Annotated in this window: 14 protein-coding genes and 2 pseudogenes; 11 read left to right on the top strand and 5 right to left on the bottom strand. The window is 54.2% G+C overall.

Annotation, left to right across the window (positions count from 1 at the left end; genetic code table 11):
* The 4 genes and pseudogenes from DHN12_RS09195 to DHN12_RS25060 all read left to right on the top strand — a co-directional run.
* A pseudogene (locus DHN12_RS09195) lies at nucleotides 1-419 on the top strand (integrase core domain-containing protein); the annotation flags it as partial.
* A gap of 98 nt (nucleotides 420-517) precedes the next feature.
* Nucleotides 518-2,572 (top strand): adenylate/guanylate cyclase domain-containing protein, encoded by a 2,055-nt coding sequence (locus DHN12_RS09190; protein WP_234416595.1) that lies wholly within the window; start codon nucleotides 518-520, stop codon nucleotides 2,570-2,572.
* A 435-nt stretch (nucleotides 2,573-3,007) separates the two neighbouring features.
* Complete coding sequence (locus tag DHN12_RS25065) at nucleotides 3,008-3,322, top strand: gamma-glutamyltransferase (protein WP_108859913.1); 315 nt, start codon at nucleotides 3,008-3,010, stop codon at nucleotides 3,320-3,322.
* A gap of 88 nt (nucleotides 3,323-3,410) precedes the next feature.
* Nucleotides 3,411-4,058: pseudogene (locus tag DHN12_RS25060) on the top strand (gamma-glutamyltransferase).
* A 210-nt stretch (nucleotides 4,059-4,268) separates the two neighbouring features.
* Here DHN12_RS25060 and DHN12_RS09170 read toward each other — a convergent pair.
* On the bottom strand, nucleotides 4,269-4,904 hold the full coding sequence (locus DHN12_RS09170; protein WP_108859910.1) for a glutathione S-transferase: 636 nt from the start codon (nucleotides 4,902-4,904) through the stop codon (nucleotides 4,269-4,271).
* 454 nt (nucleotides 4,905-5,358) lie between these two features.
* Here DHN12_RS09170 and DHN12_RS09165 point away from each other — a divergent pair, with 454 nt between their 5' ends.
* Nucleotides 5,359-5,604, top strand: coding sequence for a hypothetical protein (locus DHN12_RS09165; protein WP_108859909.1), 246 nt, complete (start codon nucleotides 5,359-5,361; stop codon nucleotides 5,602-5,604).
* A gap of 229 nt (nucleotides 5,605-5,833) precedes the next feature.
* Nucleotides 5,834-6,376 (top strand): hypothetical protein, encoded by a 543-nt coding sequence (locus DHN12_RS09160; RefSeq protein WP_108859908.1) that lies wholly within the window; start codon nucleotides 5,834-5,836, stop codon nucleotides 6,374-6,376.
* A gap of 458 nt (nucleotides 6,377-6,834) precedes the next feature.
* Here the strand turns inward: DHN12_RS09160 and DHN12_RS09155 are convergent, their stop codons facing one another.
* The 4 genes from DHN12_RS09155 to DHN12_RS09140 all read right to left on the bottom strand — a co-directional run bounded on the left by DHN12_RS09155 (nucleotide 6,835) and on the right by DHN12_RS09140 (nucleotide 10,961).
* Nucleotides 6,835-7,812 (bottom strand): 2-dehydropantoate 2-reductase, encoded by a 978-nt coding sequence (locus tag DHN12_RS09155; protein WP_108859907.1) that lies wholly within the window; start codon nucleotides 7,810-7,812, stop codon nucleotides 6,835-6,837.
* Between the two features lie 4 nt (nucleotides 7,813-7,816).
* Nucleotides 7,817-9,352, bottom strand: coding sequence for an acyl--CoA ligase (locus tag DHN12_RS09150; RefSeq protein ID WP_108859906.1), 1,536 nt, complete (start codon nucleotides 9,350-9,352; stop codon nucleotides 7,817-7,819).
* Nucleotides 9,353-9,409: 57 nt separating this feature from the next.
* Nucleotides 9,410-10,093, bottom strand: a complete 684-nt coding sequence (locus tag DHN12_RS09145) for a fumarylacetoacetate hydrolase family protein (protein WP_108859905.1) — start codon at nucleotides 10,091-10,093, stop codon at nucleotides 9,410-9,412.
* A 187-nt stretch (nucleotides 10,094-10,280) separates the two neighbouring features.
* Entirely contained in the window at nucleotides 10,281-10,961 is a 681-nt protein-coding gene (locus DHN12_RS09140) for a FadR/GntR family transcriptional regulator (RefSeq protein WP_108859904.1), read from the bottom strand.
* A 139-nt stretch (nucleotides 10,962-11,100) separates the two neighbouring features.
* Between DHN12_RS09140 and DHN12_RS09135 the strand changes: the two genes are divergently transcribed.
* The 5 genes from DHN12_RS09135 (at nucleotide 11,101) to DHN12_RS09115 (ending at nucleotide 15,847) form a co-directional block, all read left to right on the top strand.
* A complete protein-coding gene (locus tag DHN12_RS09135) occupies nucleotides 11,101-12,021 on the top strand; it encodes a fumarylacetoacetate hydrolase family protein (RefSeq protein ID WP_108859903.1) in 921 nt (306 codons plus the stop codon).
* Between the two features lie 125 nt (nucleotides 12,022-12,146).
* A complete protein-coding gene (locus DHN12_RS09130) occupies nucleotides 12,147-13,106 on the top strand; it encodes an ABC transporter substrate-binding protein (RefSeq protein ID WP_234416594.1) in 960 nt (319 codons plus the stop codon).
* Nucleotides 13,103-13,912 (top strand): ABC transporter ATP-binding protein, encoded by an 810-nt coding sequence (locus DHN12_RS09125; RefSeq protein WP_108859902.1) that lies wholly within the window; start codon nucleotides 13,103-13,105, stop codon nucleotides 13,910-13,912. The genes DHN12_RS09130 and DHN12_RS09125 overlap by 4 nt, the downstream gene beginning before the upstream one ends.
* Before the next feature lie 26 nt (nucleotides 13,913-13,938).
* Nucleotides 13,939-14,781, top strand: coding sequence for an ABC transporter permease (locus tag DHN12_RS09120; RefSeq protein WP_199913488.1), 843 nt, complete (start codon nucleotides 13,939-13,941; stop codon nucleotides 14,779-14,781).
* Nucleotides 14,771-15,847: an Ldh family oxidoreductase gene (locus DHN12_RS09115; protein WP_108859900.1), complete on the top strand. Its 1,077-nt coding sequence runs from the start codon at nucleotides 14,771-14,773 to the stop codon at nucleotides 15,845-15,847. The genes DHN12_RS09120 and DHN12_RS09115 overlap by 11 nt, the downstream gene beginning before the upstream one ends.
* The last annotated feature ends 7 nt before the right edge of the window (nucleotides 15,848-15,854 follow it).

Genomic DNA, 15,854 nt, shown 5'->3' with positions numbered 1-15,854 from the left:
ACCCTCTGGAAGCGGTGCCCTACCGTATCCACACCATCTAGACTGACAACGGCATCCAGTTCGCAGAGCAACCCCGGAACCGGAACACTATCTATTCCAGGCCGATGCGGTTCGACATGATCTGCGAGGTCAACGGGGTTGAACATCGTCTGACAAAGCCGAACCACCCATGGACCAACGGTCAGGTCGAACGCATGAACCGCACCATCAAGGACGCAACCGTCAAGCGGTATCACTACGAAAACCACGACCAGCTTCGCCCGCACTTGGCCGACTTCCTCGATGCCTACAACTACGCCCGTCGTTTGAAGGCACTAAGCGATCTCACGCCATGCGAATACATCTGCAAAACCTGGACTTCAGGACCAGATCGATTCATCGTCAATCCAATCCACCAGATGCCGGGACTTAACGCCTAACAGTTGCGTGAGATTCCGGGTCTGGGTCTAAGAAAACTTTGCTCTCTTAGCTGTCTCAATTCAATACTGAAACAAGTAGCTTTTCGGCGGAGATTTAATTGCGATTTAGTGTAGGCATTGCGGTGTCAATTCTGGTGGCTGTGTCTATCGGAGTGTCGACGTTTATTGTTCATTCGCTGTGGTGGACAACAGCGCGCGACAATAGCCGCATGCTTGCAGCAGAAATAAACGGCCAGATCGCAAACACAGTGCGTATCGAAGTTGGTGTGACACTCAGGTCGGCCGAGGCCGCCTGGGCGGCCGTTCGTACGATCTTTGTTCAGAACGTCATCGCGACGCGACAGGCCGACAAGCGGGAGTTTGTTTTCCTGTCACAATTGCAGGCGCAGCCGAATATCTCATGGATGTTCTTCGGTTGGCCTGATGGAAATTTCTTCGCGTCACATCGCTTGGGTGACGGTGGGCTTGAGATGATTGAAATCGATGAGGGAATCCGCGACCGAATGCTGCGGAAAGACCGCTACATCTTCATTCCCGGTGACATACAGTTCGAAGAGCGGACCTTTACTGAAACATCTTATGATCCGCGCGAACATGCCTGGTTCAAAAACTTCATGGGCCTCAATTCTTCTGGGTGGATCGAAGCGCGCGACCTTCCGGATAGTGACAGAACCGTTTACGCCTTTGCCGGTCCGATAGACGTCAATAGAGCGCGACAAGGCGTTCTGGCAGTTGCGATCGAAACGGATCGTTTGTCACGGTTTCTTGCCACGCTTGCGCCCGGCGAATTTGGCGCGGCGTTTATCTTGAATGCCGATGGAAAGGTTATTGCGGTCCCCGATGCCGAAGCGGATGAGGTTACTCCGGCGCGCATGGGCGAGGGCAAGCTTTATGAAGTCGCAACGATCTCGGGCGAAAGGCTGTTGGCTGACCCACAAGCAAATGCCTCTGGTACATTGACGAAACGTGTCGTCATTGAAGGCGTGCCTTATGCGGTGGCGCTGACGCCCCTGGGGTTTTACGGCTGGCGCGTTGCCACAGTCATACCTGAAGCGGCCTTTCTTTCGGGGATCGACGAGACGCTTATCAATCTGATTTACGTTTTGATCATTGTGGTAGTTGTCGCAACCGGATTAGCGATCTGGCTGATCCGCAAAGTCGTGGCAAATCCGTTGGCCCGCATCGCCGAAGACCTCGGTAAGATTGAGCGCTTTGACGTCGAACAAATTGAGCGCAGACCGTCCAAACTGTCTGAGCTTGCCAATCTTTCTGCGGCCACTGCTAGCATGGCGGCTGGTTTGTCGGCATTCCGAAAATACGTACCCACGGATCTCGTGCGCATGCTGCTTGCTGAAGGTATCAAGATACAGCCAGGCGGAGAGATGAAGCAGATCTCTGTTTTGTTTTGCGATGTCAAGGGCTTCACTGGTTTGTCCGAGAAACTTGGCCCCAAGATTACCCAACTGATGGAGCCCTTCTTCAGCGCGGCCTCGACGGCCATCGCTAAAAATGGTGGGACGATCGACAAATTCATGGGTGATGCTGTGATGGCGTTTTGGGGGGCGCCGCGCAAGGATGTAAACCACGCTGAAAACGCTTGCCGCGCAGCATTGGACCTTGTCGCTGCAGTGGAATCGTCCGGAATTAAAGATGATGACGGCACTCCCTTGCGTGTCAGGATCGGGCTGAACAGCGGCGAGGCTTTGGTCGGAAACATCGGATCAGAGCAGCGGTTGAACTACACCGCGATTGGCGATGTTGTGAACGTTGCCAGCCGGTTGGAAGGAGCCAACAAAGATTATGGCACGCTGATCCTCATTGGGCCGGAAACGAGACAACAGGCTGCCGGCACAATCGTGGTGCGCGAACTGGACACGCTTACCGTATTCGGACGCCTTGAAGAGCTGGTGGTCTACGAACTGATAGCGATGGCAGATGGGTGTGACGGGTCATTTGCTTGGATAGAGGCCTATGAACAAGGCCTTGCGCACTACCGGGCAGGGCAGTTTGAAAAAGCTGTTGCCGCATTTGAGGTTGCGGACCGAACACGAAACGGAGATCCAGCGTCAGTCGCCATGATGGCCCGCGCCCAAAGCCTGTTAGACAGGCCTCCACCGGAAGACTGGCGCGCAATTACAAGCACCAAAAAATAGTAGTAGTCAGATCCGGTCAAATTAAGATGTTTAGGTCTTGGGGTATTTCGCGGTCATGATATCCATTGATTGCGCGAAAAAGGGGCAGTGATTTGGGCAGCGTTTCGCGAATGTAGGCTGCGACCGCAACACCTCGGTTGGTTGTTGGATTTCGGCTCTGGGCCGTAAGATAGCTCCCGGTGTATATGCTACTATAGGCAGAGGTCTGGTATCACATGGAAACCAAAGTATCTGCGTCTGTTAATCAAGGTTTCGTGCCACCCGAGGCGGTAACTCTGCATAAGATGCGTCATAGAAATAGGTTAGCCAAATTGACGACCCATCGAAGAAAATATCGGAAATCCCGCGCGAATTAGAGCCGGCACTCAATGGAAGAACGGTACCATCGGTTTCAACACGCAAGAGCTTCGAATTTGGGTACTCTTCGTGACCCCGATGTCGGCTTTTTATGAGGACCCCTTCACGTTGAACTATCGCGGCCACACCGTGTGCAAAACCGGACCGTGGGGTCAGGGTCCGGTGCTGTTGCTGGGGTTGGCACTTGCCGAACAGCTTGAGGATCACCTGCGCAACCCAAACAGCGTTGATTTCTATCATACGCTGATCGAAATCATGAAACTGACCTGTGCCGATCGGGAAACCTACTACGGTGATCCAAAAGTGGTGCAGGTGCCGATGGAACAATTGTTGGGTCGAGGTTACGCACAAAGCCGCGCGAAACTGATTTGCGATCAGGCCAACAACGCCTAGGCGACCTGGCGACATCCCTGGATTTGGCCATCCCGTAGACTATCACAGCGCCGCCACTAAGGTATTCGACGCCGAGGCGCTGGCCGCGATGGGCCTGGGTGAACCGACATCTAAAAGCGACGGCGGCAGCGGTGATCCGGGGCCCGCAACCGGTGATACCTGCCACATCAGCGTGGTCGACCGCTGGGGCAACTTGGTGTCGGCCACCCCGTCCGGTGGCTGGATGGAATCCTCGCCAGTGATCCCAAACCTTGGCGTGTGTCTGGGTACCCGCCTTCAGATGATGAGCCTAACGCCAGGTGCGCCCGATATGCTTTTGCCGGGTAAACGTCCACGCAGCACGTTAACCCCGACGATTGTTCTGAACGACGCTGGCAAGCCCTATATGGCAGTTGGCACACCGGGCGGTGACAAGTAGGGTCAATGGCAACTGGCGTTTCTGGTTCGCCATCTTCTGTGCGGAATGTCTCCGCAACAGGCCAACGATGCGCCAGGGTTCAGCTCGATCCATTGGCCGGGCTCGTTTTACCCGCGCAACGCTGAGCCTGGGCATATGAAAATCGAAGCTCGCGCGGACCGCGAGATTATTGCCGCGCTGAAAGCCCGTGGTCACGTTGTCAACGCAGCACTGCCTTGGTTAGAAGGATGGAATTGCAGCGCAATGAACACCGCTGAGGGAACGTTGACTGGGTCTGCCAGTGTCAGAGGAATGCAGGCCTATGCGCTTGGGAGATGATTAAAAGGCGACGACTGCTAATTGGTAGCAAAAGGTGAGGACCGGTCATTTAGACAGATGTAGTAGAAGGTAAACTTGTTCTGGGTCTCTTTATTGACACTATTCCCAGCTTTGCGTTCACAGACGAATGTCTGCAATGAGGGCTATGACTGCAGCATTTTAACTTGGCGCTCAAGGTCGGCCGTGGGTCGTGAAAACAACGTGGTTGGTTCAGCCGTTGAACCAAATCGGAGCGTCGCCTTCTGACCAAGTTGCGTATTTACTCATCACAAGCAAAAATACCTCACTGTCTAGGAATTGATCCAGCCACGCTGTTAAATTCGGCCACTCCTGCACGTCAAACCATGCCCGATCTATATGCGCAAACTGGCGCACAAATGGTAGAATCGCCAGATCGGCAAGGGTGGGGCGATCTCCGAAAAGCCATGCCTGCCCAACTATCCGCTCGTCGAGGCTGTGCAAATAGCTTGCCGTTTTCCTGCGTTCCTCTTTGGCGTCTAAATCCGGATACCGCGTGGTGTATTTTGTGTGATCTAAAGCCGCCTTGAACGGACCATCATTTACCGTAATCAGACCCCAACCTTCTTGAGGCATTTCCAAAAGCCGCTGTGGATCACTTTGTTGGAGCGCCCAAACCATGATTTCCAGACTTTCATCAATAACTTTGTCTGGAAGTCGAAGCGTGGGCACTGTTCCGGATGGGGATGTTTGTAAGAAGGCCTCTGGCTTGTCCCGTAAGAGAATTTCGCGCAGCTCGACTGTAACTCGTGAACTCGCCAATGCGAGGCGGGCCCTTATCGCGTACGGGCAGCGACGGAACGTCCATAAGATAGGGTAGTGAGCCATATGAGAATCTATCTCCAATCTACCAGCTTGGTCAAATCACACATCGTTTCCCAGTAGGTACTCCTGCTCAAACGCAATAGTATTATGATTTGGATGTCATGTGACACTAAATGCGGTGATCCATTGATTTTTCTCGATTGGAAACAAGTCAACGCATCCAACCGCTGACGGCGTCATACCCATGGTGTGCTGAGATCCGCGCGCCGCGCGAAGCTCACATTGATCAATTGACAGGGCAGGGGGTCGACGCGCCGCAGCGCGCTCACCCTGACCCTAATTTTTGCGATAGCTGGCTCGCTTTGCGGTCTGCGGTGCTTGTTTTCCCGGAAGCCAGGGGGCCGAAGATCTCTCGTATCTGATCCGGTCCAGGTGGAAGGCGCGAAGAGAGAGCCGCACCACGGGCGCTGCTCAAGCTTCACTTGTTTGGACGCCTCAAGACGGGCATTCGTGCGGTTTGGACCCCAACGTTCGAGAACTTTTTCAGCCGCATTTCCGGCCCTTATCTAACGAGATTTGGAACACCGTTCTGGGCTTAAAAAAGACCCAAGCGCAGGCGCTGAGCTTCGAGGCGCTCAAGGTTGGCCAGAAGTGCAAGAAACTGGATACGCTGTTCAACGATGCTGACACGCGCAATGCGATGAAGCTGAACAAGGCGGTGAAAAAGCGGATCGACACATGGTTGCCCGAAGCAATGGGCTGATCGACGCGGAGCAGGGCGCACAGGCGCCCTGCTCCATCAGGCTAGAGAAAGAACCCCGACTTATAAATCGGCGCTAACTCTGGGCATATCTGACGAGGAAAAATCGGGTCAAAGAAGTGCATGATGTATTTGTTGTTGGGCAGGCGGCTGCACGCTCGTTTACGCCGAGCACCGGAACCGTCCAAGTGTTTCGCTGGGTCGAACATCTGCAATATGAGGACTGGCAGACATGACCAAATCAACCAATTCGGCCATAGCTGAGACCGCCATCCGCCGTGTCTGGAAATCTGCCCAGATGTTCGTTGGGTTCCACAGAGACCAGAGCGGCAAGGATCGCGTCGAGCCGAAACTCTGGCCTCCGAAGAATGGTAGCGCATCAATCCATGATAACCCGAAGGCGCAGGAAGCGGTTGTTGTCGTCAAAGCCTCTGATCCAAAGGACACGCAGGATATCGAGATCAAGATGCATCCGAACCGCATCATCGTGCGTCTGGAAACGGACAAATGGTGGCAGGGTGTGGCCGTCGAAGAGGACACGATCCGGGTTCGAATGGCTGATGGCACCTACATAACCATCGAATACGACGGTCGCATCAAGCGCTATGGTCATAATGATCACACTTATGTTGAGGCGGATGGCAGCATCTTCAAACACACGGCCCATGCCGAGTCACATATGACAGGAGACGGGGTCCAGATGACCTGCGGCACAGCGGACCGGATTGCCTCGATTACACGTGGCTGCGTTGTCGATAGAGGGCGGAAAGGTTAGCAAAGGGTCAATACCTCGAGACTTCCTTTGGTAGACCTCAGGGCCCGCATTGGCGGGCCATTTTTTTGATGCGGAACGATCCTTTTTTCGCCCGCATCCTTGGCCACGCCGGTCAAGGGGCCAGCGCCGCGCGGAATGCGCGTCGTCTTCTCGTCAAAATCCCGGTTCCTCCCCCGCGTGAAGTAAGAGCGGGTCCCTCCCGGATTTGGCCGGTCCGACCCCGTGACAGTCCTGTGGAACGTCACAGACCTTTTACTCAATCGACGACCATAACCTCAAGAATCGAACAAATCGCTACACTCTATTCAGACCTGAACGTCAAGCATTTCTAACCCAAAATGAGTAGCTAACTGTCACCAAAGGTGCAGGCAAACTCCCAAAGGCGCTGTATGACACGTTCGAACCAGTCCCCGTTATCCGCCTCAAGCGATGCTCTCGTTGCAAGGCCCACAAAGACTTTAATAAAGACCGGCGACCTTTGCCCTCAGTTTGATCAGTGATGCTACGGTATCGATTGTGGGCGTTGAGATTCCCGTAAGGTGCCCCAGTTCTTGCACTGAAGTGACCAAGGCATTAATTTCCATCGGTCGGCGCAACTCCAAATCCTGCCACATCGAGGTTCTGTGCGCACCGACAGCCGCTCCGCCGTCGAGGCGTTTTTCAACATCTATCGGGAACTTTACACCAAGTTTTTCACCGACTTCTTGAGCCTCGAGCATCATTCCGCGTGCCACGGAGCGTGTGCCTTCGTCGGCACACAGGACATCAAGTGTTGAGTGGGTAAGAGCGGAAATCGGGTTGAACGACAAGTTACCCCACAGTTTCAACCAAATTTCATCCCGGATTCTTGGTCTGACGGGCGCACGCAGTCCGGCGGCGGATAGCGCAGCCGAAAGCTTGGCGGCACGGTCTGATTTAGATCCATCGGGCTCGCCCAACGAAAAACGATTGCCTTCGATATGCTTGATTGATCCCGGAGCAATGACCTCGGCGGCAGGATAAACAACACATCCGAGGACACGATCTGGCCCAAAACCGTCCCATTGCACATTACCCGGGTCGACTGACGCCAACCGCGTCCCCTCGTACGGGCCGCCCAGTTTGTGGAAGTACCACCAGGGCACCCCGTTCACTCCACTTACTACGGTTGTCTCGTCTGCAATCAACGGCTGCATTGAGTCTACGACTGCCGGGACAGAATGCGCTTTCAGTGTGATGAAGACATAATCTTGTGGGCCGAGATCGGCAGCATTGTCTGAAGCGCGTATTGGAACGCTAACCGGATCCTGCCCTTCCTCAACAAGGGTCAGCCCTTTTTCCTGCATTGCCGCCAGGTGGGGGCCACGCGCGACGACACTGACTTCTGTGTCGGTCTGTGCAAGTTTCGCGGCAACGTAACCTCCGATAGCTCCAGCACCAAAGATACAAACTTTCATGTGTCTAAGCCTTTGCCAGTCCCAATTTAGCAGCTAGTCCGATCCTTTGTATCTTGCCAGTCGCGCCTTTTGGAATTTCTTCAAGAACAACCACCGAAGTCGGCACCTTGAATTTTGCGAGCCGCGCGCCAACAAAAGCCCTGACTTCCTGACCTTGGATCGTCGCTCCTTCTGAAAGCACCACAGCTGCCGCTATGTCTTCACCCAGTTTTTCGTGGGGAACGGCAAAACAAACTGCCTGAGCGACTTCTGGGTGGCTTAAGAGTACAGCGTCAACCTCAAGTGGACTGATTTTCTCTCCACCGCGATTGATAAGCTCCTTTAGACGACCGGTCAGTCGCAGATAATTCTCTTCGTCGAATGAACCTTGGTCACCAGTGCGAAACCAAGTTTTTCCGTCCACTTCAAAGAAATTGTCGGCATTTGCCTGCGGGTTGCTTTCGTATCCCGGCGTCACGTTCGGACCGCTGATAACGATTTCTCCGACGTCCCGCGAAGAGATCAGAACATTTTCGTTCTCGTCTGCAATTCTGACTTCGGGGCCTGCTGCTATTCCAACAGATCCGGGTTTTTGCGTTAGGGGAGTAAGCGGGTTGCAACACATTTGATGTGTCGCCTCAGTCATACCGTAGGCTTCGATGACAGGCGCATTAAAAGTTGCCACCAACTCTTCCATTACCGGGCCCGGCAACGAAGCAGAAGAAGACCGAAGAAAGCGCAACCGCGATTGCTCAATGATCGATTGGTTTCGTGCAGCTCGGGCAAGTATAGCTTGATGCATTGTCGGAACTGCGGTGTACCAGGTCGGATCAACTTCAGCGACCTGTGAGAAAAAGCTAAGAGCGTTGAAACCGGGGGCGCAGCTAATTTGAGATCCAGCACCTAAAGACGCGGCAACAGCCGCAATCAACCCGTGGATATGAAACAGCGGCATAATACTCAGACAGCGATCGTCGATTGTCAGTTTCAAAGACGAAGCCACATTTCGAGCGGATGCGTAGATATTAGCCTGCGTCAGAGGGACAATTTTGGGACGCGACGTTGTTCCTGATGTGTGCAGTATCAGGGCGACATCATCTTCACCCGGTGCGGATTTGTCAGCCGTGCCAATTGGGTCACAGGACAATATGGAGAACTGTCCGGCCGAATGTAAGCTATCGTGAGAGGCCCTCAAGATTGCGATGCCAAGGTCCCCAGCAGCCTTTACGGCAGGTCCATCGTCATTTTCGTTTACAAGTAGGGCCTTGGCCCTCAGGTCTTTGAGGTAGAAAACGTATTCTTCGTAAGTATACGCCGGGTTCAAAGGTGCCGTCGTCGCCACTTGGGCAACCGATATGAAGGCCGTCGCCATTTCGGGGCCATTGGGCAGCACAATTGCCACTCGGTCACTACGACCTACTCCGATCTGATGGAGATCTTTTTTGACCTTTGCGCAAAGCTCACGCAGCCCGAGGTAGTTCAACCATGATCGACCTGGGGCACCGATAGCATTAGCAGTGCCAGAATGGGGTGCGATCAATTCGGCAACTAAGTGGGGCATCTGGGATCCGTTTACAAAAGCGTTGGCCTATTTCGCGGAGAGGGTTTGGTGTGGTTGCTAAGTTACCTTGACAGTTAGGCTACCCAATTTGTCGACCGACAGCACCAATACATCGCCGCGGTTTACTGGACCAACTCCAGAGGGCGTGCCAGACAGGATAACGTCACCGGCGGCAAGTTCGAAGTAATCGCTCAGGTAAGAGATCATTTCAGGGACTTTCCAGATCATCTGGTTCAAATCACCTTCCTGCCGAATTTCTCCGTTCACCGATAGGCGAATTGCGCCTTCGTCGAGTGGCCCAACATCTTCTGCTTTGTGCACCGGTCCGCATGGAGCTGATCGCTCAAATGCCTTCCCGATTTCCCAAGGACGACCCATTTTCTTCATTTCGCCCTGTAGATCTCGACGGGTCATGTCTAGTGAAAGCCCGTAGCCGTAGACATGATCCAGAGCATCTTCCACGGAAATTTTCGTGCCGCCGGATTTAAGCGCCACATACATTTCAGCTTCATGATGTACGTCCGAGCTGTGAGCCGGATATGGAAATTCTCCGGATGGATCGAGGTTGTCGGGGTTCTTTTGGAAGAAAAATGGGGGTTCACGATTTGGGTCGTGGCCCATTTCTATGGCGTGCGCCGCGTAGTTTCGACCAATGCAATAAACCCGACGTACCGGGAATATGCCACCGCCTTCTACCGGTATTTCGTGAACCCTCACCGCGGGAATTACAAGATCGTGCATCGCTATCCTCCTGAACACATCGTTGCCAAAGATCGGTTTGCCAATCTGTGGCCTTGTTCCGATCGATGCTGTGCCACACCCGAAAAGACGTAGCTCTTGTCTCAGTCATCGCCAATGTGACCGTCGATTTGCAAGAGGTTCAGCCGCTGCTTGGCCCAACCATTTCCCAAATTGGTCGGGCGCTAGTTTAGTGGTCGGCCTCAAGACTAGCTGGCAACACGCGGGAGTAAACGGACCTCAGATGCGCCAACATGGCCTGCGCCGCCTGTTCTCCGTCTCCACTCGATATCGCCGACAGGATTAAGTCATGCTCTCGAAAACTGGAATAATCATCGGGGGGTTTATAGGTTTTACGAGGTTGCCCCCACACAATGGACCTTCGAACAGAGTTCAGAGTCTCGAAGAAATACAGGAAAAGTTGGTTACGCGTTGCCCGGGCGATCGCGTGATGCAAATTATTGTCCCATGCTTCATATGTGCGCCAGTCTTCTGCGGCTCGGCACCTCTCAACGCAGAGCCTCATTTGCTCGCGATCCGAACGCGTAGAATGAAGCGCGGCAAGGCGGCTAAGCTGCGGCTCGATGGTAAACCGAACACCCACAACTTGTTCAGGCTTAATCTGTGCACCCAAATAGGTCACGTCCGTCAGATTTAGAACCGGTCGGGCGCCAACGAACGTGCCCCGACCCACATGCCGCCAGATAAGGCCCTGCGCCTCTAGTTCGGCCAATACGCGCCTCAGCTGATTTCTGGTTGTGCCTAGCCATTGGCACAGTTCCCTTTCAGGTGGAAGTCTATCGTTGTGCCGGTATCCCGCATTGTCGATCAGGTCCCGGACACGTTGCGAAAGTTCTGAAGGCTCACTCACATTTCCACCCAATTTGCTGATTGGTTGATTGATTGAAACGCCAAGTCAGCAAAAACTCAAGGGCAAGTGACAACCAAATCTGAGTCGCCTGCCAAGATCGGTGACCTAAGTGGGCGCCAGCATGTAGGAGGAGAGCCGAGTGCGTTTAGCGACTGTTTCATTAGATGGCCACGCCGTTTGTGTCGCAATGCTTTCCAACGGAAGCAGGTTGGATGTTTCGCGTGCGATTAAGATGTTCATGCCGGGTACGGCTCTTGATGTAAGCACGATGCAGCTGATTATCGAGGGCGGTCAGACCTCACTTGAAGCGTTGAAGGCCGTTGTTGCTGCGGGTGAGGCAGGCGAACTCAAGGACTTGCTCGTCCCCGAAGACACGCCTCTTATGTCGCCCATTCCCACGCCACGTAAGAACGTGTTCTGTGTGGGGCGGAACTACGCTGAACACATCGCAGAAGGCGAACGGGCGCAAAAAGAGAAAATCGGCGTCACCGAACATCCGGTTTTCTTTACCAAGCCGCCGACCTCGGTCGTTGCACCAGACGCCGACATCCTACTTTTCCCTTCAGTGTCGCAGTCCATCGACTACGAAGTCGAGTTGGCAGTCGTGATAGGGAAGCGCGGGCGTAACATCACCAAGGCAGATGCGTTTAATCATGTCTTTGGGTATTCTATTCTGAACGACATAACCGCCCGTGACGTACAGCGCCGCCATGGCGGCCAGTACTTCAAAGGCAAAGGGCTTGATGGATCTTGCCCAATTGGTCCCTACATCGTGACCGCCGATGCCATCGGCGATCCACAAGCTCTGTCGATCGGACTGACAGTTAACGGTGAGCAGCGCCAAAACGGCATGACGTCGGACATGATATTCGACATTCCAACGTTGATCGCATCCTTGTCAGAAGGCCTGACACTAGAACCGGGAGACATCATTGCGACAGGTACGCCATCAGGCGTCGGATACGCAATGGAACCGCCGCAGTTTTTGAAAAACGGGGACGTCGTAGTTTGCGAGGTTTCCGAAATCGGCACGCTAAGGAACACAGTGCGCGCCGTATAATGGCTCCTACGCAGCAATCACTGTGAGGCGTCAACATTCAAGGGAGGAAGACTACAATGATGAACAGAAGGACTTTCACAGCGTCCCTGCTTACTGCTGTTCCGGTAGCAGGAGCACTAGGAACAATGGGTTTTGCGCAAGACTTGCGTGAAATCACCTTCGTGCAACCAAGCCCTTCGGCAATCAACTCATTTCCTGTGTTTGTCGCCATAGGAGAAGGGTACTTCGCAGATGAAGGGCTGAACGTGACCGTCGAGGCGATCAACGGCTCGGGAGCCGTACTTCAGGCATTGTCCGCCGGGCAAGCGCATTTCGGTCGCCCTGGACCCGGACCTCTGATTGCAGCGCGGTCGCGCGATGTGGATGCAGTACATATCTACAACGTTGCGGCGCGCAGCAACTTCGGCATCGCAGTGCCGGAAGACTCTGAAGTCCAAAGCGTTGAGGAACTGCGCGGAAAGGTCATCGGAACCGGCACTGCAGACGGTGCCGAAGTGGGTTTTGCACGAAACGTCTTGACCGGTGCAGGCATGAAAGAAGGTGAGGATTTCACATTTCTTACCGTTGGCGACGGCGGTCCCGCGACTGCAGCTTTCCTGAACGGTGAAATTGACGCTTATTCTGCTTCGACGGCAGATACAGCAATCCTGAACCAGCGCGGAATGAAGGTGCGTGACATCACGCCTGCGGAATTCGGGCGTTTCTTCGGAAACGGTATCGCCACAATGGCTGACACAATCGCCAATGATCGCGAATTGGTCGAGGCCTGGAGCCGCGCGTTCGCACGTGGCCATGCCTTTGCTCTCGATGATGCTAACCGTGAAGCTGTGCTGAAGCATCTGGCGGACGGCAATCCGCAGGAAGGCGAAGATAAGGAATTCCAGGCCGCGCTGTTCGATGCCGTACGCTCGAAGACCATAGCAGCGGATCCAAGCAATGGTCTGGGATGGTACCCCGCCGAGGTTTGGCAAGAATGGCAAGACGCACTTGTCGCAGGGGGCGAAATTCCGGGACCGCTTGATGACTTGAGCGCCGCCTGGACCAATGAATTTGCCGCCATTGGCAACGAGGCCGCCAGCAAATGAACGCTGCAGCCGCACAAGAGTTTTCCGGCGCGCCCTTGGGCACGCCGGTCTACGAATTGACCCATTTAAGCAAGACCTATGCACGCAACCTTGTTGTTGCGCTTGAGGACATTAATCTGACGCTACGGAAAGGCAGCTTCACTTCTGTCATTGGGTCCAGCGGGTGCGGGAAATCCACTCTGCTAAAGATCATGGCGGGTCTGATCCCTCCCACCAAAGGGCGTGTGATCCTACAAGGTCTGCCAGTGACCGGTCCCCGTCGAGACATTGGTATGATGTTCCAACAGGCAACACTATTTCCCTGGAAAACGGCAGTGGAAAACATCGTGTTGCCAATCGAGATCCGCGACGGAAAGGCAGCTGCCAAGCAAGCAATGGGCAAGGCTCACGAACTTTTGGACATCGTGGGTTTGAAGGGATTCGAAAACGTATATCCGAACGAATTGTCTGGCGGCATGGCTCAGCGCGCCTCAATCTGCCGTATGCTGATCACAGAACCAGCCGTGCTTTTGTTAGACGAACCATTCAGCGCGCTGGACGAGCTGTCACGCGACATGATGAATATGGAACTGCAGCGGATTTGCCATGAACAGGATGCAACTGCTTTTCTTGTAACGCACTCTATTCAGGAAGCCGTGATATTGTCCGACGAAATCGTCGTGCTGAAACCACGCCCGGGCAGGATTGCTGAAATTGTGAAAGTCGACCTGCCACGCCCACGCACGTTGGATATGATGACCACGCCCAAGTTTGGCGCTATTGTAGACTACATTCGCGGCCTCCTGGATAAGGGAGAAGAAATGTGAGCGACGTTCATAACCACTCACCTTCCCTGAAGGATTCTGACACCGCAGAAGACACTGTATGGGAACAGAAAATTCACTTTATTGACTCGGTCCCGCGCTGGCTGGCGATGACCTTTGTCTTCGTGGTTTTCGTGGGCACATGGCAAAGTGTCACGAGCCTTGGGCTGGTTTCCCCAATCATTTTGCCGACACCGATGGAAACCCTAAAAGATATGATCTTCGTGGGACAAAATCTATTGACTGGCGGCTATATGCTTGGGGCGCTGTGGATCACAATCAAAGAAGTTATCTATGGTTTTGCGCTGGCAATCGCGATCGGTTTTTCGCTGGGCGTATTGGTGGGGGAAACGGCATTTGGTGAAAAGGCAGTGATGCCTTACCTGGTGGCCATAGATACCATGCCAAAGGTGGCATTTGCCCCACTCTTTGTAGCGTGGTTGGGTTTTGGCATTGAATCAAAGGTCGCGCTTGCTGCGTTTATTGCGACATTTCCAATCGTTGTTGGTACTGCGGCCGGGCTTCACGCTGCCGACGAAAACGCGCGTATGCTTTTCAAGACGATGGGCGCAAGTCGTATGCAGACATTGATCAAGATGAAACTGCCAACTGGCCTACCGCAGGTTTTCACTGGCCTCAAGATTGGAGCGGTCGGCGTAATGGCTGGTGCGATCACAGGAGAATTCCTGGGTGGTGGCAAGGGATTTGGCGAACTTATCCGAGTTGCGGCCTCGCAGCTCAACACGCCGCGCGTCTTCTCGTTGATCCTGTATCTCAGCCTTGTCGGTCTAGTGGTATTTGCGTCGGTGGTTTGGACACAGCGTAAATTGGTGTTCTGGCACAAGGAACAGGTGGGAAGAGATGACTTCTGAGCCTGTGAAAATAGACTGCCACACCCTGCGTAATTTTGTGGCGGTCGCGCTCGAAACTCGAGGTGTGCCAAAAACAGATGCGGACAAGGTCGCCTCGTTGATGGTCGAGGCCGACATTTATGGCTACGGCACGCACGGTGTCTTTCGCCTGCGACAGTACCTAGCCCGGCTGGCGGGAGGTGGCTCCAATCCTACGCCAAAAGTCACGGTAGTACATGAGACTGTCGCAACCGCTTTGATCGACGGAGACGATGGCCTCGGCCATCTGGCTATGTCGGCGGCGCGGGATCTTGCAATTGAAAAGGCAAAAGCGGCCGGTATCGGGTGGGTTGGTGTTCGGCGCGGCAATCATGCGGGACCACTCGCACTTTATGTAGGTCCACAAGCTGAGGCTGGGTTGCTTGGTATGGCCGCGGCAGTGGGCAGCGCAAACCACGTCCCGCCTTATGGCGGTAGCGATTTGCTTCTTGGCACCAATCCCATTGCTTTTTCCGCCCCTGCCGATGGTCCCGACCCGTTTGTGTTTGATATGGCGACGACCGTAGCCGCGATGGGTAAGATCAAAACCCTGTTGCAGCAAGGCAAGCTTATGCCCGAGGGCTGGATGGTTGGGCGTGATGGAAACCCATTGACGGACCCCGCCCTCAAGTCAGAAGGATTTCTGTTGCCGATTGGGGGTCCGAAAGGGTTCGGTCTTTCCGTAGCTATCGGATTGATGGCTGGGGTCTTGAACGGCGCGGCCTTCGGCTCTGATGTGGTTAACTTCACCTCAGATACGACCTCGTCCACAAACACAGGGCAATTTGTAATGGCGCTTGATCCGGCGGCTTTTGGAATGGACAAAGACTTTGCTTCGAATGCAGCCCGCGTGTTTTCTGAGATGCGTGCGTCCCCACCCTTGCCCGGTCATGATCCCGTGCGGCTGCCGGGCGACGGCAAAACTGCCGCCGCTGAGGCTCGCCGCAAAGACGGTGTTAGGCTTAACCCAGCCCTATGTCGGGACCTCAACAAACTTGCCTTGAACTGTGGGCTGAAGCCCCCGTTTCCTGGTCTAAAGACTGACTAGCAGCGTA

Source organism: Ruegeria sp. Alg231-54 (genome assembly GCF_900143525.1).
In the GTDB taxonomy this organism is placed as follows: domain Bacteria; phylum Pseudomonadota; class Alphaproteobacteria; order Rhodobacterales; family Rhodobacteraceae; genus Ruegeria.
The sequence above is the reverse complement of the archived record's forward strand: the minus strand, read 5'-3'. Positions and strand labels throughout refer to the sequence as shown.

Bases quoted from the DNA above. Each gene is read 5' to 3' on its own strand.
- DHN12_RS25065 (WP_108859913.1), top strand. From the start codon at position 3,008: ATGTCGGCTTTTTATGAGGACCCCTTCACGTTGAACTATCGCGGCCAC.
- DHN12_RS09170 (WP_108859910.1), bottom strand. From the start codon at position 4,904: ATGGCTCACTACCCTATCTTATGGACGTTCCGTCGCTGCCCGTACGCG.
- DHN12_RS09160 (WP_108859908.1), top strand. From the start codon at position 5,834: ATGACCAAATCAACCAATTCGGCCATAGCTGAGACCGCCATCCGCCGT.
- DHN12_RS09155 (WP_108859907.1), bottom strand. From the start codon at position 7,812: ATGAAAGTTTGTATCTTTGGTGCTGGAGCTATCGGAGGTTACGTTGCC.
- DHN12_RS09150 (WP_108859906.1), bottom strand. From the start codon at position 9,352: ATGCCCCACTTAGTTGCCGAATTGATCGCACCCCATTCTGGCACTGCT.
- DHN12_RS09145 (WP_108859905.1), bottom strand. From the start codon at position 10,093: ATGCACGATCTTGTAATTCCCGCGGTGAGGGTTCACGAAATACCGGTA.
- DHN12_RS09130 (WP_234416594.1), top strand. From the start codon at position 12,147: ATGGGTTTTGCGCAAGACTTGCGTGAAATCACCTTCGTGCAACCAAGC.
- DHN12_RS09125 (WP_108859902.1), top strand. From the start codon at position 13,103: ATGAACGCTGCAGCCGCACAAGAGTTTTCCGGCGCGCCCTTGGGCACG.
- DHN12_RS09115 (WP_108859900.1), top strand. From the start codon at position 14,771: ATGACTTCTGAGCCTGTGAAAATAGACTGCCACACCCTGCGTAATTTT.